This is a genomic window from Stenotrophomonas sp. WHRI 8082, from assembly GCF_040223995.2.
Classification (GTDB): Bacteria; Pseudomonadota; Gammaproteobacteria; order Xanthomonadales; family Xanthomonadaceae; genus Stenotrophomonas.
The window spans coordinates 1,795,342-1,821,721 of record NZ_CP167826.1 but is presented as its reverse complement, the minus strand read 5'-3'; the positions used below and the strand labels follow the sequence as shown (position 1 = coordinate 1,821,721).

At 64.7% G+C, this 26,380-nt stretch carries 21 protein-coding genes and 1 pseudogene; all 22 read left to right on the top strand.

What is annotated here, in order from left to right:
- The first annotated feature begins 39 nt into the window (after positions 1 to 39).
- The 22 genes and pseudogenes from sctS (at position 40) to ABRP17_RS07930 (ending at position 26,299) form a co-directional block, all read left to right on the top strand.
- Positions 40 to 297: a type III secretion system export apparatus subunit SctS gene (sctS, locus tag ABRP17_RS08035; protein WP_349985376.1), complete on the top strand. Its 258-nt coding sequence runs from the start codon at positions 40 to 42 to the stop codon at positions 295 to 297.
- A gap of 5 nt (positions 298 to 302) precedes the next feature.
- Positions 303 to 1,097: a type III secretion system export apparatus subunit SctT gene (gene sctT / locus ABRP17_RS08030; RefSeq protein WP_349985375.1), complete on the top strand. Its 795-nt coding sequence runs from the start codon at positions 303 to 305 to the stop codon at positions 1,095 to 1,097.
- Positions 1,094 to 2,176, top strand: coding sequence for an EscU/YscU/HrcU family type III secretion system export apparatus switch protein (locus ABRP17_RS08025; protein ID WP_349985374.1), 1,083 nt, complete (start codon positions 1,094 to 1,096; stop codon positions 2,174 to 2,176). Before sctT ends, ABRP17_RS08025 begins: the two co-directional genes overlap by 4 nt.
- A 30-nt stretch (positions 2,177 to 2,206) precedes the next feature.
- Positions 2,207 to 2,740 (top strand): SycD/LcrH family type III secretion system chaperone, encoded by a 534-nt coding sequence (locus ABRP17_RS08020; protein WP_249405713.1) that lies wholly within the window; start codon positions 2,207 to 2,209, stop codon positions 2,738 to 2,740.
- A 190-nt stretch (positions 2,741 to 2,930) separates the two neighbouring features.
- The gene (gene sctE, locus ABRP17_RS08015) at positions 2,931 to 4,586 is read left to right on the top strand and encodes a type III secretion system translocon subunit SctE (protein WP_349985373.1); all 1,656 of its coding nucleotides are present in this window, start codon (positions 2,931 to 2,933) and stop codon (positions 4,584 to 4,586) included.
- A 39-nt stretch (positions 4,587 to 4,625) separates the two neighbouring features.
- Positions 4,626 to 5,876, top strand: coding sequence for a hypothetical protein (locus tag ABRP17_RS08010; RefSeq protein WP_349985372.1), 1,251 nt, complete (start codon positions 4,626 to 4,628; stop codon positions 5,874 to 5,876).
- Positions 5,877 to 5,943: 67 nt separating this feature from the next.
- On the top strand, positions 5,944 to 6,951 hold the full coding sequence (locus ABRP17_RS08005; protein ID WP_349985371.1) for an IpaD/SipD/SspD family type III secretion system needle tip protein: 1,008 nt from the start codon (positions 5,944 to 5,946) through the stop codon (positions 6,949 to 6,951).
- 13 nt (positions 6,952 to 6,964) lie between these two features.
- Positions 6,965 to 8,710 carry a hypothetical protein gene (locus ABRP17_RS08000; protein ID WP_349985370.1) on the top strand — a complete coding sequence of 582 codons (1,746 nt, stop codon included), beginning with the start codon at positions 6,965 to 6,967 and terminating at the stop codon, positions 8,708 to 8,710.
- A complete protein-coding gene (locus ABRP17_RS07995; RefSeq protein WP_349985369.1) occupies positions 8,697 to 8,954 on the top strand; it encodes an acyl carrier protein in 258 nt (85 codons plus the stop codon). Before ABRP17_RS08000 ends, ABRP17_RS07995 begins: the two co-directional genes overlap by 14 nt.
- Before the next feature lie 227 nt (positions 8,955 to 9,181).
- Positions 9,182 to 9,529: pseudogene (locus ABRP17_RS07990) on the top strand (lytic transglycosylase domain-containing protein); the annotation flags it as partial.
- A 112-nt stretch (positions 9,530 to 9,641) separates the two neighbouring features.
- Positions 9,642 to 10,829, top strand: coding sequence for a PrgH/EprH family type III secretion apparatus protein (locus ABRP17_RS07985; protein WP_349985368.1), 1,188 nt, complete (start codon positions 9,642 to 9,644; stop codon positions 10,827 to 10,829).
- 28 nt (positions 10,830 to 10,857) lie between these two features.
- Positions 10,858 to 11,172, top strand: a complete 315-nt coding sequence (locus ABRP17_RS07980; protein WP_349985367.1) for an EscF/YscF/HrpA family type III secretion system needle major subunit — start codon at positions 10,858 to 10,860, stop codon at positions 11,170 to 11,172.
- A gap of 52 nt (positions 11,173 to 11,224) precedes the next feature.
- Complete coding sequence (locus ABRP17_RS07975) at positions 11,225 to 11,503, top strand: type III secretion system protein PrgJ (protein WP_188325471.1); 279 nt, start codon at positions 11,225 to 11,227, stop codon at positions 11,501 to 11,503.
- Positions 11,504 to 11,506: 3 nt separating this feature from the next.
- On the top strand, positions 11,507 to 12,295 hold the full coding sequence (sctJ, locus tag ABRP17_RS07970; protein ID WP_188325470.1) for a type III secretion system inner membrane ring lipoprotein SctJ: 789 nt from the start codon (positions 11,507 to 11,509) through the stop codon (positions 12,293 to 12,295).
- Positions 12,279 to 12,833 carry a hypothetical protein gene (locus ABRP17_RS07965; protein WP_349985366.1) on the top strand — a complete coding sequence of 185 codons (555 nt, stop codon included), beginning with the start codon at positions 12,279 to 12,281 and terminating at the stop codon, positions 12,831 to 12,833. Before sctJ ends, ABRP17_RS07965 begins: the two co-directional genes overlap by 17 nt.
- Positions 12,814 to 13,512 carry a hypothetical protein gene (locus ABRP17_RS07960; RefSeq protein ID WP_188325468.1) on the top strand — a complete coding sequence of 233 codons (699 nt, stop codon included), beginning with the start codon at positions 12,814 to 12,816 and terminating at the stop codon, positions 13,510 to 13,512. The genes ABRP17_RS07965 and ABRP17_RS07960 overlap by 20 nt, the downstream gene beginning before the upstream one ends.
- Positions 13,509 to 13,799, top strand: a complete 291-nt coding sequence (locus ABRP17_RS07955; protein WP_349985365.1) for a hypothetical protein — start codon at positions 13,509 to 13,511, stop codon at positions 13,797 to 13,799. The genes ABRP17_RS07960 and ABRP17_RS07955 overlap by 4 nt, the downstream gene beginning before the upstream one ends.
- A gap of 81 nt (positions 13,800 to 13,880) precedes the next feature.
- Positions 13,881 to 15,665, top strand: a complete 1,785-nt coding sequence (locus ABRP17_RS07950) for an autotransporter assembly complex family protein (RefSeq protein ID WP_188325466.1) — start codon at positions 13,881 to 13,883, stop codon at positions 15,663 to 15,665.
- Positions 15,662 to 19,504 (top strand): translocation/assembly module TamB domain-containing protein, encoded by a 3,843-nt coding sequence (locus ABRP17_RS07945; protein ID WP_349985364.1) that lies wholly within the window; start codon positions 15,662 to 15,664, stop codon positions 19,502 to 19,504. Before ABRP17_RS07950 ends, ABRP17_RS07945 begins: the two co-directional genes overlap by 4 nt.
- Before the next feature lie 585 nt (positions 19,505 to 20,089).
- A complete protein-coding gene (locus ABRP17_RS07940) occupies positions 20,090 to 20,512 on the top strand; it encodes a hypothetical protein (RefSeq protein WP_349985363.1) in 423 nt (140 codons plus the stop codon).
- A gap of 71 nt (positions 20,513 to 20,583) precedes the next feature.
- A complete protein-coding gene (locus ABRP17_RS07935) occupies positions 20,584 to 22,734 on the top strand; it encodes a S46 family peptidase (RefSeq protein ID WP_349985362.1) in 2,151 nt (716 codons plus the stop codon).
- Positions 22,735 to 22,852: 118 nt separating this feature from the next.
- Positions 22,853 to 26,299: a PAS domain-containing hybrid sensor histidine kinase/response regulator gene (locus tag ABRP17_RS07930; protein WP_188327388.1), complete on the top strand. Its 3,447-nt coding sequence runs from the start codon at positions 22,853 to 22,855 to the stop codon at positions 26,297 to 26,299.
- The last annotated feature ends 81 nt before the right edge of the window (positions 26,300 to 26,380 follow it).

Here is a 26,380-nt window from a genome sequence, read left to right as displayed (position 1 = left end):
CGCACTGTCGGTGAGCGCCCGCAGCAACGGAGCGCTGCGATGAACGAGCTGATCAACATCGGTAACAGAACGCTGATGCTGGTGCTGTTGCTGTCAGCCGGCCCGGTCATCGTGGCAACGCTGGTGGGCCTGCTCATCGGCTTGTTCCAGACGGTCACCCAGTTGCAGGAGCAGACGCTGCCATTCGGCGCGAAGATGCTGGCGGTGGTGCTGACCGTGCTGGTATTGATGGGCTGGATGTCGCGCACGCTGATCGATTTCGGCAGCCTGGTGTTCGGCCGCGCGCTGGGGGTGTAGCACTGATGGGCCTGACCCCGCTGGACACTGCGTTCATGCAGGCGATCGGCGACCACGCCGTGCCAGCCACGCTCGGTCTGGCACGGCTGTTGGCCTGCTTCGCCTGGCTGCCCTATCTATCCAGCGGGGCCATGCCCTCGCGCATGCTGCGTGTCGTCCTGGCACTGGCGGTACTGATCGGCCTGTGGCCGGTGACAGAGACCGTACAGCGGCCGCTGGACATGCCCTCCCTTGGACTGGCGGCGATGCGCGAAGCCCTGATCGGCACGGTGCTGGGGGTGATGCTGGCGCTGCCGTATCACGTCTTCCATGCCATCGGCTCGGTGATCGACACCCAGCGCGGTGCCGGCGTCGGCGCGATGCTCGACCCGCTTACCGGCGTGGAAGCGACGGAGATGGCGAACCTGCTGCAGATGATGAGTGCGGTCGTTTTCCTGGTGGCCGGTGGGCTGGTGCCCCTGCTTGAAGCGGTCCAAGGCAGCTATGTACTGGTGCCCATGGGCGGCGGCTTCCTGCCGGACCTGCCGAGCATCCATGGCTTCATGGATATCGTGCTGTCCGCAGCGATCCGCATGGCGGCCCCGGTGCTGCTGCTGTTGTTGCTGGTGGAGATACTGCTGGGCGTCATCTCGCGTTTCGCACAGCAGCTCAACGCGTTCTCGGTCTCGCTGACAGTGAAGTCGGTCATCGCGTTCGCCGCGATGCTGTTGTACCTGATGCTGACGATGACCGAGCAGGTGCCGGCCCTGTGGCGGCAGTATCCGGTACTGCGTGCTCTCGCTCCGGGCGATGTGCCGTGAGCTCCGGTGCCAGCGAGAAAACCGAGAAGCCGACGCTTCAGCGACTCAAGAAGGAATCGAAGAAGGGAAAGTCCTTCAACAGCCGTGACCTGGTGGCCGCCAGTGTGTTGTGGGCAGGGCTGCCGGCGATCGGACTGCTGAGCTCGTTGCTGCCATTGGCCACGCTGTACGTGGACATCGTGCGCGGTGGTTTCGCGATCACACCGACGTCTGCGGTCCTGGCGGCATTGCGGGCATTCCTGTTGGCGCTGGCGCCCACGCTGCTGGCCGCCGCGGTGGCGGTGGTGCTGTGCTCGCTGTGGATGAGCAAGGGGAGGATCGCCTCCGAGGCCATTCGTTTCGACCTCAACAAGCTCAATCCGGTCAACGGCTTCAAAAATCTGTTTTCCTTCCGCGTACTGAAGGATCTGCTGCGCAGCGTCCTCTACCTGGTGTGCTGCGGGTTGTTCGCCTGGCTGGCCTTGGCGCTGTGGGGTCCCGATGTCCTCAGCCAGATCCATGCCAGCGACACCCAGCTGTCCGCGCTGTGGCGACATGTCGCGATGATGTTCGGGCTGGGCCTGCTGCTCGCCCTGGCCCCCGTGTATCTGCTTGCCGGCTGGCTGGACCATTTCCTGTTCATCCGGGAAATGAAGATGGAGAAGCACGAGGTCAAGCGGGAGAACAAGGAAAACGACATCAAACCCGAGCTCAAACAGCGGCGGCAGGAAGTCAACGACGAACTGTCCGCACAGGTGCAGGCCGATACCCGCGGCTCCACGGTCGTGCTGGCCAACCCGACCCACATCGCCATCGGCATCTTCCTGATGGATGACGACATGCCGATGCCCTTTGTGGCCGTGCGCGAGCGAGGCGCCCGCGCGCGCAAGGTGATCGCGCTGGCCGAAGCCAACGGTGTACCGGTCGTGCGTGATGTGAGGCTGGCGCGCGCCATCTACTTCAGCACGCGACGCTACCGCTTCGTGCATGACCGCAGCATCGAGCCGGTGATGCAGATCGTGCGCTGGCTGCGCGACGTGGAGCGTGCCGGGCAACCCGACGCGGACGACGACCCGCCGCCGCCGCCTCTGTCCCACTGAGTATCCACCGCCCACCAACTGGAGCACTACATGACCATTGACCACGATCCCACCCGCGCCCCGACAGCGGCTGCCGACGAAAGCGAGATGACCCGGATGATCATGGAGGGCCTGCGCGAGGGAGCAACCGTGGCAGACCTCAAAGGAGTAACCCGTGACACCCTCGAAGGCGTGTATGCCATTGCCCACCGCTTCTACCAGAACGGACAGCTGGACGAGGCGGAAGCGTTCTTCCGGTTCCTGTGCCTGTATGACTTCTACAACGCCGACTACGCGCTGGGCATGGGTGCCGTGTTGCATCTCAAGCGCGAATACGAGAAAGCCATCGGCATGTACGCGGTCGCGCAGGCCCTGGATCTGACCGACGATCGCCCGATGTTCCATGTGGGCCAGTGCCACTTGGCGCTCGGTCGGCTGCGCAAGGCCCGCGAGTGCTTCGAGGCCGTCGCCGGACGGGCGGCGGGGAGCGAGTTGGGCACCCGCGCCGAGGCCTATCTGCAGGCGGTCAAGGGCGACCGTACACCTGGTTCAGAAGATTCCACCGGCTCCAGTGGCGAGGGGTGAACTCCACGCCATGTCATCCGTACGCCACCGCCTGAAGAGCCGGCATTCAAGGATGGAAACTGAAAGCCGTGTCGGTCTGCCATCGGGATACTGGGCCATCTGAACCAACCGTCGCCCTGACAGCCCCGCGATGCAGCGGGCCGGCTTGCCGGTCCTGCGCCAGCCGAGCGCCACAGCAAGAGGATTTCCCATGAGCATGCCCCTTTCACCCGCGCCAGCGCCACTCCCCCTGGTGTTCCGCCGTAGCGGCCACGAGTCCGCCATCCAGGCAGCGAAGGGCTTTGGCGCCGGAGTTTCCCCCGCGCAGGTTGATCGGGTGAGTGCCGAACTGTTCGCTACCTTCGCAGCCAGTGCGCCCCGTGCCGAAGGTGCGACCCAGGCGCAAAAGGACGCCGCTACCCTGCGCGCGCCAGACCTCGCCCGACTATACCGTGCGGCGGGAGACGAGGGCAGGCGTATGTCTCCTGAGAGCCTGCTCACTCTGTTGCTGGGCAATCTGCAGGAACTTCTCTCCGACCAGCGATCCAGCCGGATGGAGCAGAGGCTGCAGGCGTATCGCGCTCAGCTGCAGGCGCGTGCACAGCACGCTGGCGACCTGTCAGCGGCGATGCAGGCTGCCCTGGATGCTGCCACGGCGGCGCAGGAGGCAGCGGGCGCGGCGGCAACCGAAGCAGGCGCCCAGGAAGGCGCCCTGGAAGCGGCGCGTGAACACGTCCAGCGGTTGCAGGGCGAGCTGGATGCACTGGACCCTGCCGATCCGGCACATGCAGAGAAGCAGGCCGAGCTCGCTTCAGCGCGCCAGGTACTGCAAGAGGCGCAGGGTCGCTTCGACGCCGCGTCGAGCGCACTGGACGAAGCGGTCGCGTTGCTCGATGTCCGACTTGGGTACCTTGATGCGCAGGAAGAAAGGCTGCGCGGCTTCAATAAGGGCCAGCCAACGGTTACGGGTGATGCAGAGCGGAAACTGAACTCCAGCGATACGCTCACGATGCTGATGGCAGTCATCAGTCAGCTGATGGGCAAGCACGCCGACAGCACCCTGAAAAGCATGAGCGAGTTCACGATCCAGACCATCAAGGCGCGGCAGGCGAAAGAACAGGAACGCATTCGCCAGCACGAAGAAGAGCTGCAGCGCGCGCGCGATGCAGAGAAGAAAACCGGGTGTGCCGGCAAGATATTCGGTTGGATTGGCGCGGCGGTCGGCGCCATCGCGAGCATCGGGGCCATCGTCGTGGGCGCGTTGCACGGCAATATCGCACTGATCGCCGGCGGGGTGATGGGCATGATGCTCACCATTGACAGCATTGTCGGCATGACCACGGGTGTGAGCGCTGTCGGCATGGCAGTCGAGCAGGTGAGCAAGGGCATCTCTGCAGCGCTGGTCGCATTCGGCGTTCCTGAGGCACTGGCCAAGCAGATCGGATCCATCGCCGCCACGGTAGTGGTCATGGTGGCGATCATTGCAGCGATGGTGGTTACCGGCAATGTGGCGGCCGCAGGCAGGACGGCCGCCAGCACAGTGGCGTCAACGGCTCGGATGATCGAACAGGCGACCAAAGTCATGCAGTTTCTGGCCCAGCTGGCGGGTGCTGTCGGCCAGACCGTGCACAGCGTCGGCCAGGTGGTCGTGGCCGGCATCATGATCGAGGTCAAGAAGCTGTTGAAGTTGATCCAGGAAAGCCTGTTCGGCGATCAGGTGCTGCAGGACATGATGCGGATGATTGCGGAAGCAGGCAGCCGTACGCATCGTCTGGCGTTTGAACTGGTGGCGCAGATGAGCGAGGTCCAGAAGGACCGCGCAGAGACAGCAGCCCACGTCATCGGCCATGTGCGCCACCGCGCCTGAGCGCGGTCACTTCATTCAATTCCCCAAGGAACACTTTCAATGGCACAGATAACTTCCATCCTGCAGCCCGCGCTGCAGCGCTTCGCCCTCGCACCGAATACCGCTACGAAACCGTCAGCGCAGGACGAGGCGCAGGCCGAACGTGCCGCCGATATGGCGACCCGGCAGATCGAAGGGCCGCGGCAGGATCCTCCGCGCCGTTCCGCGCCGGAGCTTGCCGAGCCGATCGCGTCCGTGGCCGGTTTCGCTGGGCTGGGCGCGTTGCTGCCGCTGATCGCCGGCCAGCATCCGGCGATGGTGCCGGGTGCGACCGCCGAGGCGTTTGCCGTGCTGCACCGGACTGCGGCAGTCTCGGCGGCCGACACTGCCGCAGATGGTATGCACCCCGTGCAGGTGGTCGATCAGTCCCGGCGGTTGATCGGATTGGCGACATCCGATGGCCAGCTTGCTCTGCCTACCCGTGAGGACCTGACTGTGCTGCGCCGCGATTTGCCGGAGGCAAGTGCGCTGCTGGACGAACTGGGTCAACTGCCGGATGAGAAGCTGACGTCGGGTCTGGGCAGCAGCACCCGCACCGATTACATCCTGCTGCTGGTGGCGTTGTTGATGCAGATGGGGGCCAGTCAGCGCGAGCAGGCGGTGGCCATGGTGAAGTTGGCCGAGCAGTCGGTGAGCGCGATGACCGGCAGCATGGTGGCATCGGCGAAAGCAACGCAGTCCACCAAGATAGTTGCCGCTGTGGTTGGCGGGTTGATGGCCAGCGGCGGCGTCGCCCTGGGTGGGGCTGCCGCCTACAAGGGCGTGCAGAACCTGCGCACCAACAAGGCGACGGCTGATGCTGCCACGGCCAGCGCCAACCGCGCCAACAGCCAGACGGCTGTGGGCATGAACAACGCACCGGCCGGTCCCAGCGCGCGCCCGCCCCACGTGGAGGCGTTGCGGCAGCGTCCGCAGACTTTGCAGGAAACCGCCGCAGTGCACGAGACCGAATTTGCCGTCAACAACACCCAGATCGGCGTGGTGGCCAACGCCGGCCAGGCGGTCACCCAGACCAGCATGAGCGTGGGCGCCGTCGCCGGATCGCCGTTTGATCTGCAGGCCACCGCACATACGGTGGATTCCGAACGTGACCGCATCAACAAGGACATTGAGGTCGAGCTCGGCAGCAAGATCAACCAGGACGCCAACAAGAGCAGTGAAAGCCAGCAGGCGATGTTCAACACCTTGGTCAACCTGGAGCAGGAAAACCAAGACGGAGTGAAGCACGTCATCAGCAACATGGGTCGATGATCACGCGTGTCTTCATCCGGGCCAAGCCGCGCTGCCGCGCTACACCTTTCACCTTATTGAGCTTCCCATGAAAATCGAATCAAGTCCTCCCCGTGCCGCTGTTGCGATGCCGATTACGTTCCGCCAAGGACGCGACGCGTCCATGGACGCTACCAGCACGTGCATTCCCTCTTCCAAGCAGATTCGCCCGTGCCCCCTGCAGACCTATTTCGGTACGCTCACCCACAGCAGCCTGCTTTCTGACGACGTGGCGTCGATGCTTCAGCTGTCGATCCATCAGGCAGTACTGTCCTTGGACAAGGAACGCGAAGCGACCTTCGACGCCCTGCGCCATTCGCCGTGGCTCTCAATAGCTGACGCAGATTCCGGCGATGCGCAGGCGCAGAACGTCATGCAGCAGGCTCGGGAAATCCTGGCCGGGCTGCTGTCGGTCGATGAAATCGAAAGTGCCGAGCAGCGAGCAGGGGGCTCACACAGTGATTTCTTCAAGGAAATCGCTGACCTGATAGGCCGGCTTGATAGTGAGTGGATCAGTAAATACAGCAGTCTACTTGCAGGATACGTCGGGTTCTACAAAGAGCTGACCGATATCCTGGCCGATCTCAAGGCCAATCTTGGGACACCGGACAAGGACGGTAACGTCAACGTCAACTTCACCGCTTTGCGCCTGAAGTTGACCAATCTGAAGGCCGCATGGGCGAACAAGGGGTTCGGCGAAGTATTCGGCACGGAGGCGGCAGCGAAGCAGTTCCTCGCTGAGCTGGGTATCGACGGCCTGACCGTCGTTGAGGTAAAGCCTGGCGGTGGCTGGCAGATCAGTATCGATACGGGGCTTATCGATTCACTCACACATGTGTTTCCCTCGGATGTGGGCCCCATCAGCGCGAGTGCGCTGAATGAAATGATGGCGCAGAAAGAAGTGATGATGGAACGTTTCAATTTCATCAACCGCGCGCTTCCGGAAAAGTACCAGCGGCAGCTGCAGATGTGGGATTCGTTGGTGAAGATCCTCAGCAGCACCATTACTGCGGTCACCGATGCGGATCAAGCGTTCATTCGGGCAATGGCCGGCTGACAGGAGAATAGAAATGACTGTTACTACAGCAAATCAACTTGCGTTCAATGCGAAATTTCACCAGGCTTGGCCGGAGCAGCAGGGCAAGGGCAGTTTCCGCAAGGTCACTGTGGGGAACGCGTCGCCTTTGCAACGCAGTGCGTCCATGAGCGATCTGCGTGCCCCTGATAAAAGCGTGCCGAGGTCGCCCCAGGGAAACATGTCTGGCACCTTCCAGGGTGGCGGGTCGACCGAGAGCGTGGACAGCGGGTTTGATCTTGATGTGAACGCGCCTGATGGTTTCAGCCATGGCATGGGTAAGCACCCGGGCACAGACAACAGTGGCGTGGGTCGCGCCGATTATCTGGAACAGCTGAAGCGCGCGCATCCGCTTGATCGAGGGGCGCAGTCAGGCCTGTACCAGCTGCAGCACGGGGAGGACATCGAGAAAGTACTCGCTCCGGTGCTGCAGCGCTGGGACACCGAACAGCCCGCAATGAATGAGCCGTTGGATAAGACGGCCGCGCTGACGCCCGTTACGCTGCCCGGCCAGGCGCAGACGGCACCCTCGCTGCTGACGCGCGAGCAGTGTGCGCGGGAAATCCTCGGAGATCTGGGTGTGCCACCTACACGCATCAACGATCTGCTGCATCGGCAGGCGTCCAGCCTGGGCGGCACCGCTGTCATCGATGCCTGTCGTCTGCTCTCTACGCCGGAATTGAAGGCCGATCGATTGGCCCGCAAAACTCTGGAAAAGAAGCTGGACGGCTACCTGGCCGACGCCAAAGGTGATTACTCCGGTGTCAGTCGATCGTTCGCCCGTGATGCCTGCAGCGCGCTCAGGAAGCTGCAGTCCAGCATTCAGAAGACCGTCGATATGATAGGGCATGCGACCCTCCAGTCTCGCCTGCTGGCTGATGAGACTCCCGCGCTGGAGGCGGCGCTGGTTAAGAAGAATCCCGGGATGTCCCCAGATGCGCTGCGCACAAACCTGGCGGATTTGATCAATGCTCAGGGATTCTCGGCATTGACCAACCGGCTTCAAGGCGCGGATGCAAGCGGACTGTTGCAGGACACCGCGCTGCTGCCGCAGCTGGCGCAGGCCGCTGACAACCACAAGCGGCCGCCGGCAGACAAGCCAGCCGAGCCGGTCAAAGACTTTGTCAAGCAGCTGGTGGATGTACTGAGTGCAACGAGGGTGCCTGACATTTACATCGACAGCAGCCAGAGAAATATCATCAATCAGGATGGCTGGAATTTCCAGGGAAACAAAGACCCGCGACCTGAAAAGGCATTAAAGCCGGAGTCTCCGCCAACCCCGACGTTGCCGGAGATTCGTGCGCTGGAGCCGCAACTGCAGGAACAGACCGTCCAGGTGGCCGAAGACAGCGTCGCCAGCAGCCATGCCCCGGCTGAGGCGGCGGAGATCGAGGATGAGGTTGAGGTCCACGATGACAACCGGCCAACGCCACCGCCGCGGAGTGGTTCCGGGCTGCATAACGCTCCTGTTCATGCCCTGCACGCCAACTTGATGGCAGGCCTGAATAAGCATCCACTGTTTTTGGCTGCGAAGCAGTTGCTCACTGTCCAGTCGCCGTCACCGCAAGTGATCTCGGAAGTTCAGAACGCAACCGATGAGGAGGAAAATAGAAGCACCAAACTCGTCGGCAGCACCCGCCAGCGTGACCGCACGTCAGAGCTGAAGCTGCTGGATTCGCCGATCCCGCTCGGCCTGCATGCCTCCGATGTGCGTGGCAATAGAGAAAATGCAAGAGCCTGACGTAGCGTTCACGGGACTGCGGCCGTTGATCGCCGTAGTCACCGGGTCAGTCGCCGCGGCGGACATCCGTCCCGGCGACCGGCTGGTCGAAGACCTTGGCCTGGATTCGCTGGAAATCGCGGATCTTCTTGTAGCGATCGAAGAGCGCACCGGTATGGTCATCACCGGCGAGGCATTGGCGGGGGCACGCACGGTAGCCGAACTGGAGTCCGCCGTGGGCCGGTTGCAATGCACTGCAGTGTGATCCAAGCAGCACTGGCATCAAGCATTGTGCTCGGTGCCAGTGCTTCATCAGTGCAGGCCGCGTCCATCTACGCAGGCCTATCGGCCGACGGTCGGCTGGTGGTGGCCGAGCAGCCCGCACGGGGTCTGCGCTTCTTCGATCCCTCCGCCCTGCGCGGCGGCGCAGCGGACCTGCCTCACGTACCGGCGTCAGCCGCCGCACGCTGGCGTCCGCTGATGCAGCAGGTCGCGGAAGAGGTGGGTATCGAGGTCGCGCTGTTGCAGGCGGTGGTCAGCCAGGAATCGGCTTTCAATCCCAGGGCGGTCTCGCGTGCAGGCGCGGTCGGGTTGATGCAGCTCATGCCCGGTACGGCCCGTCGATTTGGCGTGCGTGACCGGTTTGATCCGGCACAGAATCTGCGCGGTGGTGCGCGTTATCTTGTCTGGCTTCTGGATCATTTCAACCAGGATATCGACTTGGCATTGGCTGGCTACAATGCGGGCGAAGGCAGCGTGCGCCGCCATGGAAACAGGGTCCCGCCGTTTGCCGAGACACGGGCTTACGTACACGCTGTCCGACAGCGTTACGCTTACTGAATCGATGCGCCGAGGATCAATGCTTTACAACTCTGCTGATATCGAGACCGCACACTGGCCTACAGAATGATCCGCGCCAACCACGGCACATCATTGGTCTGTTGTATATCCCATGTCGTATGTTCTGAGAATTCTTGCGGGCGCATTGAGCGGCGTCGAATATAATGTGTCCGACGGCGAAACCCTGTTCCACGTAGGGCGCCAGGAGGACCTCGCCAACGGTCGAGCCGCACAGTTGCTGGGGGCGGACGAAAGGGCCTATTTCATTCCCGCCGACCTGCCGACGGCCGCGTTCGTAGTAATGGCGCCATCCACCGAAGAGGCGTTGCAGCTGGGCGAGCGGGTTGATGCGTCGGCTGCATGGACATGGCGCACGTTGCCGCTGCAGCAACCGCTGCAGGCGGCTGGCATCCATTTCGCCGTACGCGCGCAGCATGCCGCTTGGTCCGAAGCGGTGCTCGCCTTCGTGCCTCCGGCATTTCTGATTGAGTGCGCGGCTGCTGCGATGCCGCCTGCGTCGTCAGCCAGGCGGCGGCTCGGGCCTGTCGTCCTGTTCGGTATCGGCGTTCTGCTGGTCGCCGGCATGTTGGCGGCATGGTTCCATTGGCTGCACCAGCCTGAGATACGTGTGCGTGGGCTGGCCAGTGTTCTGTCCAACGCGCCGGCTGATTATGTGGTCGCGGCCGGAAATGACGGTCACCTTTACGCCTTCAGCGAAACTGCCTCGGCACGTACCTGGGGTGAACGTGCGAGCCGCCGGGCGCAGCGACGCAACGATGTACACCTGCTGCGACGCGTAGAGGCAATACGCCTGGAGGATGCGCTGATCAGCGCTGGCATGGATCTGGTGGTGGTCCGCCTGGACGATCCGGTCCGGCCGGAGGTTGTACTGAGCGGGCCATTGACCGCTGCGCGTACCGCGCAGGTCAATTCGTTGCTGGCAGCGCAGGCGCCCTACGTCAAACTGGCACGGGTATCTGCAATCAGTGACCAGCAACTGGTCGCGTTGGCGCAACAGCAACTGCGGGTGCTGGGGATCAGTAGCCGCGCCGAACCGCGCGGGCAGCGCGTCAGCATCGTCAATGACGTGTTTCTCGACGACGCCGGCCTGAACGCGATGGGCGGCGCGGCGCGGAGATTTCACCAGCGCTGGGGCAAGCGTCGCATCAGCCTGTCACCCAGATTATGGGACGACCTGCTTCAGGGGCGTTCCTACCGTTATTCCCGGGATCAGCTGTTGTCCGTTGGCAGCGGTCGCTGGGATTACAGCCGTGCCGCCGGATCGCAGGCTGCACCTTGACTGCCCCACACCCAGATTGGAGAACACCATGACCGATGCCACCCTTACGCCCATCAGACCGAGCTCCGGTTGGGAAGACCCTGGCGATGGCGGCAACGCAGCAGACTGGAAAGGCTGGATGTCGAATCATTCCGCGATGTACGACGACGGCGTGAAAGATCTGAAAGCCAAGATGTCAAAAATATTGGAAGACTTGGGGAAGGAGGGCAATGCCAGCAACCCGGCAATGCTGGCCAGTTACCAGGCTGCGCTGTCGGAATACAACATGTACCGGATGCTGCAGTCGAATTCGACCAAGAGCCTGAGTGACCAGAGCAAATCGGTCATCCGCAACCTGGCCTGAGTGTCATGGCCCGCGCGTGGCGCGGGCCGTTCTCTCTCACAAGGAATCCACCATGTTCAACATTTCCCCCCTATCCGCCGCTGTGTCCGGGGGCGCTGCAGTGGACGGCTCGGCCGTTCCGCTTTCCAGTCGCTTCAGTCAGGCTTATGTGTGGGCCGGCCAGGAACGCGACGCCCTTCTTGCTGCAGCCAATAACCCGGCAGTGGCAAGTGACCCGGCTCTACTCTATGCACATCAGGTGCGCCAAGAGGCTTACACCAAGCAGCTGGCGCTCAGCTCGGCGCTTGTGAGCCATGCGACCAAGGGCATCGAAACGTTGGTGAAGAGCTGATTCATGACCCGTTTCCCGACGCGCAGGCTAGTGATCGTGCTGCTATGCCTGCTGCTTGCTGGCTGCGCACGTTCCGAACTGCTGCAGGCCCTGGACGAACGTCAGGCCAACGAGGTGGTGGCCGCACTGCTTCACCACAACATCCCGGCGGAGAAACGCCTGCAGGGCAAGGCCGGCTTCACCGTGCGGGTAGGGGCGGCGGACCTTGCCGAAGCCATCGATCTGGTGCAGCTGAAAGGCCTGCCTTCTGCACCGCGCATGCAGATCGCTTCGCTGTTTCCTGCCGATGCGATGGTCAGCACGCCGCTGGCCGAGCGGGCGCGGCTGTTGTCGGCCATCGAGCAGCGGCTGGAGGAATCACTGACCACTCTGCTTGGGGTGAAAAGTGCGCGCGTGCATGTGAGCTATGACGCCGGGCCGACCGAGGGCAGCCTGCAGCAGCGCCGCCCGCCGGCCATGCATGTGGCGGCGGTGCTGGCGCACTCGCGCGACATGGATCAGCAGGTCCTGCTGGCCACCGCCAAACGATTTCTGCGCAATGCCTTCGTCGATGTGGCGTACGACAACGTATCGGTGGTGCTGACGCCAGCCGCCGAGCCACGCAGCCTGGCGGTGACGCCGGCGGATGAATCCACGTCGGTCTGGACGCTGCTGCTGGTGCCGTTGGCCTTGCTTGCGGTGCTGGCAGGTGGAGGTTGGTGGCTGCTGAGGCGGGGCGATCCGCGTGCCACCCGCATGCGCGACCACCTCCGCCGCCGACGGGGGGCGCAGGTCAATGCAGACCCTGCCTGAGCGGTTGCAGATCCTGCACGATCCAGTGTCCTACTTCCGACCCTGGGTCACGCGACAGGGCACGTTGAACCCGGTGCAACGCAGCGCAGCGAACGCGTGGATCTGCCAGACCCGGCAATTGCCCGGCGCACCGCCGGATGCGGACGCGACGTCAGCCCTGGCGTCGCGGTTGATCCGGGGCTGGCAACGGCTGCCCGCGACGGCGTGGCTGCTGGCCTGTGCCCGGCATCGCCGGCACGTGCTGGGAGCGCGTTGGCTGCCCAGCCAGCCACCGCCGCTGCATGCGTTTCTGCGCCTCGGATTCGCCGACGCCGCCACGCCTTGGCCGCAGCCGCCGACACCAGAGCAGTTGCTCGCCTGGGGCGGCAGACAGCTGCAGGAGGGACTGCACGATCCGCTGCCCGCGTGGCTGCACGCGCGGATGGCGTTGTGGTTCGCCGGGCTGCCGGCGCTTCCGGCGGCGGTCACCGCGCACCCCGCTCCCTTCGACATGACCTGCTTCCTGAGTGCCTGGACCCATGCTGCCGACCTATCCTGAAACCTTGCTGGACCGCGCCGTGGACGGCGTCATCCAGGCCTCCAGCCTGCAGCAGGCGAGCGAACTTGCCCGGGTGCAGGCCTTCGCGCGCAGGCAGATCACCCGTGAGCGCGAACAGGCACGGCTGGAGGTGGCCGAACTGCGTGCGGCGGCGGCCTTTGAAGGCTACCGCGACGGTGTGCTGCATGCGCTGGGCGCGGTGCAGGGTGTGATCGAGGGCATGCAACTGGCCCACGTTACGCTGGCGAACGCCGTCCGTGACCATGTCCACACCAGTCTGCAGGCCATGAATGCGGCGCCGGATGCGGTGATGGAGCCGATATGCAGCGCCTTCCTGCACCGGATGACCCAAGTGGGCGCCGGCCTGCGACCGGTGCTGCATGTTCCGCAGCACCACGATGCCCTGATGGCGGCGCTGCGTGCAGACCCGCGGCTGCACGCGCTCGATATCCGCCCGGCAGATCGCCAATTGCCCCTGCTGGAACTGGGCGCGCTGGCATGGGAACTGGACCTGCAGGGCAGCCTGCTGGAGGACGTCGAGCTTGCGCTCAGCCGTGCCCTGCCCGGCGTGCAGGACCGGCTGAACGCGTCGGCGGCCCACTACAGCGCCCGCCTGCTGGACACGCTGGACATCGCCGCACAGACACAGGGCCTGGCCCGCATCAAGGAGACGCAATGAACCCCATCCGCACCGACCTGGCCGCCGCATCGCCACGGCAGGATGAATTGGACATCCCGATGTCCTTGTCCGAACGCCTACGACTCCAGACAGAGGCGCGGACCCCCGCGACATCCGAACCGGAGCTGGATACGGCCGCAGAGGACGCCCTCATTCCACTGCCCGAGCCCATAGCAGACCCCATGCCGGAGCTGGTGCGCGCCTGGGCCAGGCGGATGTTCGTCGAAACGATGATGTATGGCGACGAGGAGGAAACCGGTATCCCACCGCTCAGCATCGATATCTGACCGCCCTCACGGCGACACCGGCGCGGCGGGCATCGCGCAGCCTTCATTCCCGATGTCATCGACCCCCGCTATGCTGTGGCGATGCAGCCATCGAAAATCGCCCTTCCTCTGTTCTGCCTCGCCATGTTGGCCAGCCCGTTGGCGCATGCGCGGGGCACCATCGAAAAGGTAGACATCCGCGGCCTGGACAAGGGTGACGACGCCGAGATCATCGAGAACATCCAGGTCTCGCTGTCGCTTTACGACACGATCGGCAAAGTCCAGGGCGAGTCACGCCTGGAGTACCTGCTGTCCCAGGCGGAACGGCAGACCCGCGAAGCCCTCGAGCCGTTCGGGTTCTACAACCCGACGATCACGGTGGAAGCACCACGTGAGGGCGAAACCCTGCGCGTGGTGATCAACGTGACCAAGGGGGAGCCGGTGCGGGTGCGCAAAGAGCACATCGAGATCACCGGTCCGGCGATGTATGACCGTTACCTGCAGGACGACCTTGACGCATTCAAGCCGCGGAAGGGTGACGCGTTCGAACACACGCTGTACGAAGCGAGCAAGATCAAGGTGACCCGTCGACTGGCCGAGCGCGGTTACTTCGACGCCGACTACACCCAGCATCAGGTGCAGGTGACGCGTGCCGAAGATGCGGCCGACATTGATCTGGCCTGGGACAGTGGGCGCCGCTACAACATGGGGCCGATCACCTTCAACCAGAACTACTTCGTCGACAAACTGTTCGATCCGCTGGTGTACTGGGAAGAAGGCAGCTATTTCCACGAAGGCAAGCTGGACCGGCTGCGCGAGTCGCTGACCAAGCTGGATTATTTCAGCACCATCGATATCCAGCCCAAGCCGGAAGAGGCCGACGAGAACGGCAATGTGCCGGTGGACGTCAACCTGACCCGGGCCAAGCGCAGCATCTACACCACCGGTCTGAGCTATGGCAGCGAGAGCGGCGCCGGTGTGCGCGGCGGTCTGGAGCGTCGGTGGCTCAACAGCCGCGGGCACAAGATGAACACTCAGCTCGACTATGCCCAGAAGCGCAAGAGCCTGACCACCAGCTACCGCATCCCTGCGTTCCGCTGGCTGGATGGCTGGTATACCTTCGCCGCCAGCGCGTATGACGAGCAGACCGATTACATCGACCTGCGCAACCTCAAGCTGATCGCCAGCCGCAGTGGCCAGATCAACGAGTTCTGGACGGCGACCGCGTCGATCAATGCACTGCGAGAACGCTGGGGCTATGCCTCGGGCACCGAGTTCACCAATGCGGTGTACCAGTATTCGACGCTGGTGTATCCGCAGATCGCCGCCGACTATGTGAACGTCGATGACCGCCTGTTCCCGCGCAGCGGCATCAGCGGCAGTGCCACTGTGCGTGGCGGCGTGGAAGGTGCCGGATCGGATACCAGCTTCGTGCAGGCGAACATGGTGCTGCGCTGGTACGTGCCGTTGGGTGAGACCAACCGGCTGATCCTGCGCGGCGAAGGCGGCACGACGTGGACCAGCGATCTGGTCGCGATGCCGCCCAGCCTGCGCTATTTCGCCGGTGGCGACCGCAGCATCCGCGGTTATGCCTACCGGGAAGTCGGTCCGCGCACACCGCGCCCGGACCGCTTCGCGCTGGGTGCGAAGAACCTGGTGGTCGGTTCGGCCGAGTACGAGCATTATTTCAACGATGGCCCGTGGGGCGGCGCGGTGTTCGTCGACACCGGCAGCGCGTTCGACAACACCATCGATCTGCATACCGGCGTGGGCTTCGGCGTGCGCTGGAAGTCGCCGGTCGGACCGGTACGGGTGGACATCGCCCATGGCCTGAATGATCCGGATTCGAACTTCCAGATCTACCTGAACATCGGAGCGGATCTGTGAGCACGCCAAACCCAAGTCCTGCCAGCCCAGGGCGCCCCGTACATCGGCGTTTCTATCGCCGCCGCCGCTTCTGGGCATGGTCCGGCGTGGGCGTGCTGGGACTGGTGCTGGTCGCCCTGCTGGCCGTGTATTGGCTGCTGCAGACCGTGGCCGGTCGCGATGTGTTGCTGGCGCAGGTGATCGCGCGTCTGCCTGCCGGGTCCAGTTTCACCTGGGACAAGGCCGAGGGCCCGCTGGCCGGGCCGCTGACCCTGCACAACGTTGATTTTCGCTACAACGATATCCACTTCCATGCCGATCGCGCGCGCCTGGAGCCGGACCTGCGTCCGCTGCTGGGACGCAAGCTGCTGCTGGACCGGTTGGAGCTGGACAACGCGACGTTGAATCTGGCCAAGAGCGACGAACCGTTCGAGCTGCCGTCCTGGCCGGGGTCGCTGCCGCAGATCGAGATGCCACTGGCCATCCAGGCCGATGTCATCCAGGTGAACGGACTGCGCGTCACGACCGGCGGTGAGCCGACCATCGACATCAGCCGCATCGGTGGCGGCATCGAGATCGCCAATGGCGAGTTCAAGGCAAACCAGTTGCTGGTCGACAGCGACATGGGCAATTTCCGCATCAACGGTTACTACCATCCAGCCAAGGACTACGACACTGATCTGAGTGCCACGGCGATCCTGCCCGCCCCACGCGGTCGCACGCCGGCCAGCCTCGGGCTGGTGGCGCGCGGCGATCTGGGGCACATGGAAGTCGCCATCGCAGGACGCGCTCCCAAGCCCTTGCGGGCGATGCTGGTCTTCGACGGTCGCACCGACCCCACGTGGAGCGCCACGGCCCGCACCGACGAACTGGACCTGCGTCTGCTGGGTCCGGCATTAGCGGCTTCTACCGTTGAACCGCTGACCCTGGACGTGAAAGCCACGGGCAAGGGCGGCAACGCCGACCTGCAGGGTACGGCGCGGATGGGGGATCAGGTGGTCGAGCTGGCGCCGTCGAAGGTGCAGCTGGAAGACCAGGTATTGAACGTCGCCCCGTTGGTGGTGAAGGCGTTCGGTGGCGAAGCGCGCCTGACTGGCAGCGCAGACTTCCGCGAGCAGGGCAACGAGAAAATCAACTTCTCCGTGGTGGCGCAGGACCTCACCTATACGCCCACGGCAGATCCCAACACGGCCGACAGCCCTGCGGTGCCGGTGACCCTGAAAGAAGCGCGGCTGGGTCTGGCCGGCACGTTGCAGGCGTGGGCGGCGATCGGTCGTGCCGATGTCGAGCGTGACGGTCAGAAGGCCGCGCTGCAGTTCGATGTACGAGGCAATGAAGATGCGGCGCGCATCGAGCAGCTGCAGGCGCGCACGCCGGGCGGCACGCTGGACGTAGGAGGCAACGTCGCCTGGGCACCGCAGTTGCAATGGGATGCCAAGGCAACACTGAAGGACTTCGATCCGGGCTACTTCGCACCGGGCTGGGATGGCCGCCTGTCAGGCAACCTGGCCAGCACCGGCCGCCAGCAGGCAGTGCCGGCCAATGCGCCGCCGGACACGGCCGGGGTGATAGAGGCGACGGTGGACCTGCCGTCGTTGAAGGGCACGCTGCGCAAACGCGCGCTGGATGCCCAAGGCAAGTTCGCCATGCAGGGCGCACAGGGCGAGGGCCAGCTGAAACTGGCGCTCGGGGCAAGCCGGGTCACCGCGTCGGGGAAGGTCGGCGACCGACTGGACATCGACGCGCGCTTCGAACCATTGCAGTTGAGCGACCTGCTGCCGGGCGCCGATGGGGGCCTGCGCGGACAGGTGCAGGTGAGCGGGCGCCGCGATGCGCCGGATATCACGGCCGATCTGGTGGGAAGCAACCTGCACTGGGACGGCTACGCCGCCGAATCGATCAGCCTGAAGGGCCGCCTGCCGTGGAGTGGCGATAACGGAACACTTGCGTTGCAAGGCCGCAACGTCAACGTCGGGATGCTGCTGGACAGCCTGAACGTGGATGCGCAGGGCAGCGTCAGCAACCTGCGCTTGGCGGCCCAGGCGCGCAACGACATGGGCGCGATGGACCTGCAGGGCAGCGTGCGCCAGCAGGGTGAGCAATGGCGTGGCCAGCTGGCCACCCTGCGCATTGCGCCGGTCAAGGGCGACCCGTGGGCGCTGCGGGGTCCGGCGGACTTCAGCGTGAAGGGGGCGGATTTCACCCTGAGCGAGGCCTGCCTGAGCGCCGCTGCAGGCGGTGGCCTGTGCGCCCGCGCCAACTGGCCCCGCGAAGGGCTGGTGCTGCGCGGCGACGCATTGCCGCTGACGCTGGTGCAACCATGGTTGCCGCCGACGTCGGGCCGCCGCATCTATCTGCGTGGCGAAGTGACGATGGATGCGCAGATCCGCCCGCGTGGCAACGCGTGGGAAGGCAAGGTAGACGTGCGCTCGCCCGAAGGTGGCGTGCGCTTGGGCGACAACGCGCGCGGCGAGCTGGTGAAGTACGACCAGTTTTCGGTGAGGCTGGACATGACCCCGGCCGGCATCGACGGTTTCCTGGGCATGGGCTTCCAGGGCAACGGCTTCGTCAACGCCAAAGTGCAGACCGGCTGGGATGCGGCCGCACCCTTGAATGGCGAGCTGTACCTCAACATGGCACGGTTGTACTGGTTGGAGCTGTTCTCGCCGGACATCGTTCGGCCGACCGGTCTGATCGAAGGCCACGTCAGCCTGCGCGGCACGCGCAGCCAGCCCGCACTTGGTGGCGAAGCCACGCTCAGCGATTTCAAGGGCGAGTTCCCGGCACTGGGCCTGACGTTCGAGCAGGGCAAGGGCAGCTTCAGCGCACAGCCGGATGGCTCGGCGAAGATCACCGCGCAGGCGAACTCAGGGAAGGGCACGCTGTATGTCGACGGCGGTCTGTCGTGGTTCGGCGACGCGCAGCCGCTGCAGTTGCATATCCACGGTGAGAACGTGTTGCTGTCCAACACCAGCGAACTGCGCGTGGTGGCCAACCCGAACCTTGATTTCACCTTGGCCGGCACGACGATGCAGCTCAAGGGTGAAGTGCTGGTGCCGGAAGCGGACATCGACCTGGAGCGCCTTGATCGCGGCACGTCGGTATCCAGTGACGTGGTGGTGCTGGACCCGGTGGATCCGGAAGAAACGGCGACCTCGCCGCTGGACATGGACCTCACCGTGAGCCTTGGCGACAACGTCAAGATGGCGGGCTTCGGCCTGAAGGGCGCGCTGGCCGGCAAGATGCAGGTATGGGCCAAGCCGGGTCGTGAAATGACCGCCAATGGCGGCCTTGAAGTGAGTGGGCGTTACAAGGCCTACGGGCAGGACCTGACCATCACCCGCGGTCAGTTGGCCTGGAACTACAACCCGGTTTCGGACCCGCGCATCAACCTGCGGGCCGAACGCCGGATCGGTGACGTCACGGCCGGTATCGATGTCACCGGACGGGCGATGCAGCCGCGCGCCGACGTGTGGTCCAGCCCGGCCATGTCGCAGTCCGAAGCGCTGGGTTACCTGGTGCTGGGCCGCAGCCTGACCGGTGCGACCAGTGACCAGACCCAGCAGGTCAACGCGGCCTCGGCTGCGCTGTCGGCCGGCAGTGGCCTGCTGGCGTCGCAGCTGGGTGCCAAGTTGGGACTGGACGACGCCGGTGTCAGCCAGTCGCGTGCACTGGGCGGATCGGTGATTGGCGTGGGCAAGTTCATCTCGCCCAAACTGTATGTCGGCTACGGCGTGTCGCTGGTTGGCAGCGGTTCGGTACTGACGCTGAAATACCTGCTCAGCCGCGGTTTCGATGTGGAAGTCGAGTCGAGCACGGTGGAGAACCGCGGGTCGCTGAACTGGCGCAAGGAAAAGTGACGCCCTGACATCACGGGCGTCACCGAACCCGCCAGCGCACCCCGTGTGGGCTGGCGGAACAGTGTGAACTGCAGCTTTCCGGCGGCCGTATGCGAGTCGGAAATGCATCATTCGTGAAACAGCCAGAGCAACGGTCCGGGTGAAGATCGGCGGCGCGGACTATCCGCCCCTTTACCTCCCCTGGTCCACCCGATGTCCCTTGATTGTTCCTTGCCTGCACGCGTGTCGCCTGCAGGCGCAGCGGTTCCTGCGCGTCCCTTTCAGAGGTCTGCTGCCGATGCCGCGCTGCCCTGCGCGAGCGCCTGCGCGCTGCGTGGCGCAGCTGATCAACGCCGTGAGCAACGGCGCACTTGATACCACCGTGCGCGGCAGCATCGTGCCTTCAGCGACATGCCGCCGTGTGACCGCAACTGCCAGCGGCTGCTGCGCGAGGCCGCGCGCATGCGTCCCAACGTCGATATCAAAGTCGCTTCAGGTGATCGCACCAATAACGGCGAAATACCTGAACACAAATACCCGCCGTCCTGGTTCCACGCAGCATGACCCTCTCCAATCAAAGGACCTTCCATGAAAATAGAACCAATCGTGAATACCACGCGACCGCGTGGCTCTTCTGATCAGACCGTTGCCGTGACGCCACATTCCCTTCATGAGATCGACGTGCCAGCCGACCTCGATGCGGATGCCGCATTGGTGTGGGAGGACAACCGCGGCAGGCTTACCAAAGCGATGTTCGATGTGATCGAGTTGCGGCCGGACGGCATTGAGCAGCTACCAGGCGCCACCGATGGGTCGTCGCTGCTGGTCGAGCAGGGGGGAAGTCGCTGGGCGCTTGCACCGGCAGTGCAGGTTGTCCGCCTGCGTGAGTATCAGGATGCCACCCTCGACTACGACCTGGCGAGCGTGGTGCACTGGCACGGCCAGTACTTCTGCATCCGGGTGGAAGAGATAGAGCAGACACGTACCGTGATAATCAGTCGTGTGCAGAGCGGGGACTCATCCACATGACCGGTGAGACGTTGCCCGGGTAAGCCGCGCACGCTAAGGTCGTGCGCTGACCCGCATCACCGGACGTTGCCATGCCCATTCGGAAATCCCTCCCCGCCTCCTTGGCGCTTGGCCTGAGCCTGGCCGCGGCAGCCCACGCCGACGAAGGAATGTGGATGCCGACGCAGTTGCCGACGCTGGCCAAGCCACTGAAAGCGGCCGGGTTCAAGGGTGACCCGCAGGATCTGGCCAACGTCACCGCACCACCGCTCAGCGCGGTAGTGCGTGCAGGTGGCGGCACCGGTTCCTTCGTATCACCCGATGGCCTGCTGCTGACCAACCACCACGTGGCGATGGGCGTGATCCAGTACAACACCACACCGGACCACGACCTGATCGGCGAAGGGTTCATTGCCAAGGGACGAACGGACGAACGGCCGTCGAACCCGGATTTCCGGGTGCTGGTCACCGTGGGCTTCGACAAGGTCACCGACCAGGTGCTGGCCCAGGCGAAGGGCAAGACCGGCCGTGCCTACTTCGATGCGGTGGATGCAGCGAGCAAGCAGATCGTGGCCGACTGCGAGCGCGCGGGCAGCGTGCGCTGCTCGGTAGCGGACATGTACTACGGCACGGATTTCTACCGGATCTCTCAGCTGGAACTCAGCGACGTGCGCCTGGTCTACGCGCCGCCGCGCGCCATCGGCAACTATGGCGATGAAATCGACAACTTCATGTGGCCGCGGCACACGGGTGATTTCACGCTGCTGCGTGCCTATGTCGGCAAGGACGGCAAGCCGGCGCCTTACAGCCCCGACAACGTGCCCTATCAGCCCCCGGCTCATCTGACGATGTCGGTCGATGGCCCCAAGGCCGGCGATTTCGCCATGCTGGCCGGCTATCCGGGCATCACCTACCGGCACCGCACGGCAGCGGAGTTCGCCAGCCAGATCGACAGCGTGCTGCCGCGCCGCGTCGCGCTGTTCCAGCAGATGATCGACACCATCGAGGCAGCCACCGCGGACGATGCTCAGGCGCGTACGCGCTATGCGGCGCAGTTGCAGTCGCTGAAGAACAACCGCAAGCGGGCAGCGGGTGAGCTGGAAGGCCTGCTGCGCAGCGATGCCAAGGCGCAGCGTGCTGCCGATGAGCAGGCGATGCTGGCCAATACCGATACGAAGTACAACACCGACATCCGCACCCTGCTGACCACGCTGTCGCAGGGCGCGGCGGTCGGTGAGCGCAACCTGCTGCTCGATCAACTGACCGCGCAGAGTCAACTGTTGCGCTCGGCGCTGCTGCTGGAACGCCTGCGGATCGAATCGGCCAAGCCCGACGCACTGCGCGAGACCGGCTACCAGCAGCGCGATCAGGCGCTGATCGAAGGGGTGCTCAAGCAGGTCCAGCGTCGCTACGTGCCGGGCGTGGAAAAGGCGCTGCTGGCGCATCTGCTGGGCCGCTACCAGCAGTTGCCCGATGCACAGCGCGTACCGGAATTCGACGCTGCCTTCGGGCGCACGCCGGAGGCATTGGCCAAGGCGCTTGAAGCGGTATACGCGCGCACGGCACTGGGTGAGGAGGGCGAGCGCCTGTCGCGCTTTGCCGCCGCGCGCGAGGGCAAGCCACTGGCGGCCGACCCGATGCTCGCGCTGGCCGTACCCCTGGTGACCGCGCAGCTGCGCCTGGAAGACCAGACCAAGGCGCGCGAAGGTGAGCAGTTGCGCCTGCGCCCGGCCTACATGCAGGCCTTGTTCGCATGGCGGGCGAAACAGGGCAGGGCGGTGTATCCCGATGCCAACCGTACACTGCGCATCAGCTATGGCAAGGTGGAATCGCTGAGCCCCCGCGACGGTGTGCATTTCGATCCGGTGACCACCGTGGCCGGGATCGTGGAAAAGAACACCAATGCGTATCCGTTCGATGCACCCAAGCCACTGCTGGCCGCCATTGCCAAGGGAGATTTCGCTGGCACTGCCGATCCGGCGCTGGGCACGCAGACGGTCAACTTCCTGACCAACCTGGATACCACCGGCGGCAATTCCGGCTCACCGGTGCTCAATGCCAAGGGCGAGCTGATCGGGCTCAACTTCGACAGCAACTGGGAGTCGGTCAGCGCCAGCTGGTGGTTCGATCCGCGCTACAAGCGCGCCGTGCACGTAGACATGCGTTACCTGCGCTGGCTGTTGGCCAAGGTCTACCCGGCACCTGCGCTGCTGCAGGAGATGGGCGTGCCGGCCGAGGGGTGAGCGGGTGATGGCCGTGATGCCCTGCACCACGGCGATCCTCGGGCGAGCCGCTGTCCATCGGACGATGGCCGCGTAACGCTCTACACTGGGCGGCACTTCTCCGCTGGACGACGAGCCCCTGGTGTCGAGCTGGATCCTGCTGCTGGTCTCGGTTGCCTATGCCGCGCTGCTGTTCGGCGTGGCGTGGTGGGGTGACCGACGCCCGCTGTACCCGGACCGCCCGTGGCTGCGGCCGGTGGTCTACAGCCTGGCGCTGGCGGTGTACTGCTCGTCGTGGACCTTCTATGGCGCGGTGGGGACAGCGGTCCGAAGTGGCGTTGGCTATCTGTCGATCTACATCGGTCCGTTGCTGATGATGCTGTTCGGCTGGCGCATCATCGAGCGCCTGGCGCTGGTGGCACGCAGCCAGAACGTCGTCTCCATCGCCGACTTCATCTCGTCTCGGTTCGGTCGCTCGCGCCGTCTGGCCGCGCTGGTCGCGATCATCGCGCTGATCGGCGTGGTCCCTTACCTGGCGCTGCAGTACAAAGCCGTGGCGATGAGTCTGCAGGTGCTTACCGGCGACAGCGGGCCGACGGGCTACTTCAGTGACCCCGCGCTTTACGTGGCCCTGTTGATGGCTCTGTTCGCCACCCTGTTCGGCACGCGCCAGGTGGACGCCACCGAACATCACCACGGCATGATGCTGGCCATCGCGCTGGAATCGGTGATCAAGCTGCTGGCGATGGTGGCGCTCGGCATCTTCGCCTATGTATGGCTGAGCGAACGCACCAATGCGGTGGTCGAGTCGGCGCACACCCTGTTCACCTCGCTGCCGCCGGTTGGCTTCATCTCGCAGACCCTGCTCAGTTTCCTGGCCATCGTTTGCCTGCCACGCCAGTTCCACGTGGCCGTGGTGGAGTGCGGCGATGTACGCGACGTGCGTCGCGCGCGCTGGATGTTCGGTGGCTACCTGGTGGTGATCTCGGCCATGGTGATTCCCATCGCTACTGCGGGCGTGACCCTGTTCGGCACCGGCGGCTCGGTAGCCGACGATGCGATGGTGCTGGCACTACCGCTGCACGAAGGGCGCAACGTCCTGGCGTTGATCGCGTACATCGGCGGCTTTTCGGCGGCCACCGGCATGGTCATCGTGTCCTCGATCGCGCTGGCGACGATGATCAGCAACGATCTGGTGATGCCGGTACTACTGCGGCGCAGTGGCGATACCGGTGAAGCGGCCGACGTCGCCTCGCGCGTCCTGTGGATACGCCGCCTCGCCATCCTGCTGCTGGCACTGATCGCGTACAGCTACTACCGCAGCAGCGGTAACGACAATTCCCTGGCCTCCTACGGTCTGATGGCGTTCGCCGCTGTCGCCCAGTTCGCGCCGGGGCTGATCGGTGGCTTGTACTGGCGCGGCGCCAGCCGCCGCGGCGTCGAGACCGGCATCGTGCTTGGCTTCGCCACATGGGTCTACACCCTGCTGCTGCCTGCACTGACTCAAGCGGGATGGCTGGATACCGGCTGGCTGGCGGAAGGTCCTTTCGGGGTGGCGTGGCTGCGTCCGCAGCAGTTGTTCGGCATGAACGGGTGGGATCCCCTGACTCACGGCACGTTCTGGTCGCTGCTGGTCAACGCGGGCACGATGATGCTGGTATCGGCGCGTTGGCGGCCGAGCGTGGATGAGCGCCTGCGTGCGGCGCCCTTCCTGGATCCGTACGCGCAGCGCCCCTCGGTGGCCAGTGGATGGCCGGGTCACGTACATGTGGGCGATCTGCTGGCGCTGGCATCGCGCGTGGTGGGCGAGCGCCATGCGCGGCGATCCTTCTTCGAGCAGGCGCAGTCGCTGGGCCGCGAGCTGCAGACCCAGGTGCCTGCTGATCGACCGTGGGTGCAGTTCACCGAACGCCTGCTGGCCGCCTCCATCGGCGCGGCCTCCGCACGCCTGTTGCTGACCAGCCTGCTGCGTGGCTCCGGCATGGACCTGGGCGAAGTCGTGGCGGTGTTGGATGAAGCCGGCCAGGAGCTCCGCTTCAATCGGGAGATCCTGTCCACCACGCTGGAGAACATCAGCGCCGGGGTCAGCGTGGTCGACCCGGACATGCGCCTGACCGCGTGGAACCGGCGTTACCAGGATATGTTCGGCTACCCCGATGGCATGCTGTATGTGGGTCGCCCGGTCGCTGACCTGATCCGGTACAACGCCGAACGTGGAGAGCTGGGCGAGGGGGACATCGAGCAGCAGATCAGTCGCCGCATCCGCTACATGCGGGCCGGTTCACCGCACGTGTTCGAACGCACCCGCAGCGACGGCAAGGTGATCGAGATGCGGGGCCAGGCGTTGCCCGGCGGCGGCTATGTCACCAGCTACAACGACATCACCGATTACAAGCACGCGGAAAAAGCGCTGTTGGAGGCCAACGAGACGCTGGAGCAGCGTGTCGCGGAGCGATCAAACGCCGCAGAAGCAGCGCAGCAGTCGAAGACGCGCTTCCTGGCAGCGATCAGCCACGACGTGTTGCAGCCGCTGAATGCTGCCCGGCTGTTCGCCTCGGCGCTGCGCGAGAGCCACCACAACAACGAAGAACAGCGTCACCTGGCCGAGCGCGTGGATGCATCGCTGCGCGCGGCGGAGGAACTGCTGGACGGGCTGCTGGATGTGTCGCGGCTGGATGCCGGTGGACTGCATCCCGTGATCAGCCACTTCGACGCCAGTGCCTTGATGCGTGAGTTGGCTGCCCAGTATTCTCCGGTCGCTGCAGGGAGGGGCCTGCGCCTGGACCTGTTCGCGCGGCCGGCCTGGGTGCGCAGTGATCGTCGCCTGCTGCGCCGGGTCATGCAGAATTTCCTCGCCAACGCGCTGCGCTACACCCGCAAGGGCAGGATCGTGTTGGCGGTGCGCCACCGCGGCGACGAGATCGAGCTGCAGGTGTGGGATACAGGCCCGGGCATCCCTGAACATCACATGCAGCAGATCTTCGATGAGTTCCATCGCTATCAGCAGCCATTCGATTGGGGTGAACAGGGGCTTGGGCTGGGGCTGTCGATCTGCCAGCGCATCTCCCGCCTGCTGGACCATCGCTTGAATGCGCGCAGCCGCGTGGGCAGCGGCTCGATGTTCTCCATCACCCTGCCCCGTGTGGCCGCAACGCACGGGATGGGCGAGCTGGACGCCGCAGCCGCAGCGATCCCGGCCGTGCGCGCCGACTCGCTGGCGGGCATGCGCGTGCTGTGCGTGGACAACGACGAAGAGATCCTCGACGGCATGCGCGCGCTGCTGGGACGATGGCAGGTGCAGGTGATCACGGCGAGCACGGTGGACCAGGCACTGCAGAAGGTGGCCGAGCGTCCGGACGTGATGCTGGTGGATTACCACCTGCACGATCGCCTGGACGGGCTGGATACGCTGGTGGCACTGCGCGAGGCCGCCGGCAGTGACCTGCCTGGTGCGCTGCTGACGGCCGATGGACGCGATGAGCTGAAGCGGATGGCGCGTGATCGGGGTTATCGCCTGCTGACCAAGCCGATCAAACCTGCGTCGCTGCGCGCCTTCCTGGCCGCCTACGCGACGCCGCGCGACTGACGTCCCCTGCCGTTCGCCGCGATGCGCGCTGGCTGGTGGCGGCCGCTGCGCCGGCACGGTATCCAGAGCATCCCTTCCCCG

What these genes read in the sequence shown, in the direction of transcription:
- sctS (WP_349985376.1), top strand. Translation starts at nt 40, where the DNA reads ATGAACGAGCTGATCAACATCGGTAACAGAACGCTGATGCTGGTGCTG.
- sctT (WP_349985375.1), top strand. Translation starts at nt 303, where the DNA reads ATGGGCCTGACCCCGCTGGACACTGCGTTCATGCAGGCGATCGGCGAC.
- ABRP17_RS08020 (WP_249405713.1), top strand. Translation starts at nt 2,207, where the DNA reads ATGACCATTGACCACGATCCCACCCGCGCCCCGACAGCGGCTGCCGAC.
- sctE (WP_349985373.1), top strand. Translation starts at nt 2,931, where the DNA reads ATGAGCATGCCCCTTTCACCCGCGCCAGCGCCACTCCCCCTGGTGTTC.
- ABRP17_RS08010 (WP_349985372.1), top strand. Translation starts at nt 4,626, where the DNA reads ATGGCACAGATAACTTCCATCCTGCAGCCCGCGCTGCAGCGCTTCGCC.
- ABRP17_RS08005 (WP_349985371.1), top strand. Translation starts at nt 5,944, where the DNA reads ATGAAAATCGAATCAAGTCCTCCCCGTGCCGCTGTTGCGATGCCGATT.
- ABRP17_RS08000 (WP_349985370.1), top strand. Translation starts at nt 6,965, where the DNA reads ATGACTGTTACTACAGCAAATCAACTTGCGTTCAATGCGAAATTTCAC.
- ABRP17_RS07995 (WP_349985369.1), top strand. Translation starts at nt 8,697, where the DNA reads ATGCAAGAGCCTGACGTAGCGTTCACGGGACTGCGGCCGTTGATCGCC.
- ABRP17_RS07985 (WP_349985368.1), top strand. Translation starts at nt 9,642, where the DNA reads ATGTCGTATGTTCTGAGAATTCTTGCGGGCGCATTGAGCGGCGTCGAA.
- ABRP17_RS07980 (WP_349985367.1), top strand. Translation starts at nt 10,858, where the DNA reads ATGACCGATGCCACCCTTACGCCCATCAGACCGAGCTCCGGTTGGGAA.
- ABRP17_RS07975 (WP_188325471.1), top strand. Translation starts at nt 11,225, where the DNA reads ATGTTCAACATTTCCCCCCTATCCGCCGCTGTGTCCGGGGGCGCTGCA.
- sctJ (WP_188325470.1), top strand. Translation starts at nt 11,507, where the DNA reads ATGACCCGTTTCCCGACGCGCAGGCTAGTGATCGTGCTGCTATGCCTG.
- ABRP17_RS07965 (WP_349985366.1), top strand. Translation starts at nt 12,279, where the DNA reads ATGCAGACCCTGCCTGAGCGGTTGCAGATCCTGCACGATCCAGTGTCC.
- ABRP17_RS07960 (WP_188325468.1), top strand. Translation starts at nt 12,814, where the DNA reads ATGCTGCCGACCTATCCTGAAACCTTGCTGGACCGCGCCGTGGACGGC.
- ABRP17_RS07955 (WP_349985365.1), top strand. Translation starts at nt 13,509, where the DNA reads ATGAACCCCATCCGCACCGACCTGGCCGCCGCATCGCCACGGCAGGAT.
- ABRP17_RS07950 (WP_188325466.1), top strand. Translation starts at nt 13,881, where the DNA reads ATGCAGCCATCGAAAATCGCCCTTCCTCTGTTCTGCCTCGCCATGTTG.
- ABRP17_RS07935 (WP_349985362.1), top strand. Translation starts at nt 20,584, where the DNA reads ATGCCCATTCGGAAATCCCTCCCCGCCTCCTTGGCGCTTGGCCTGAGC.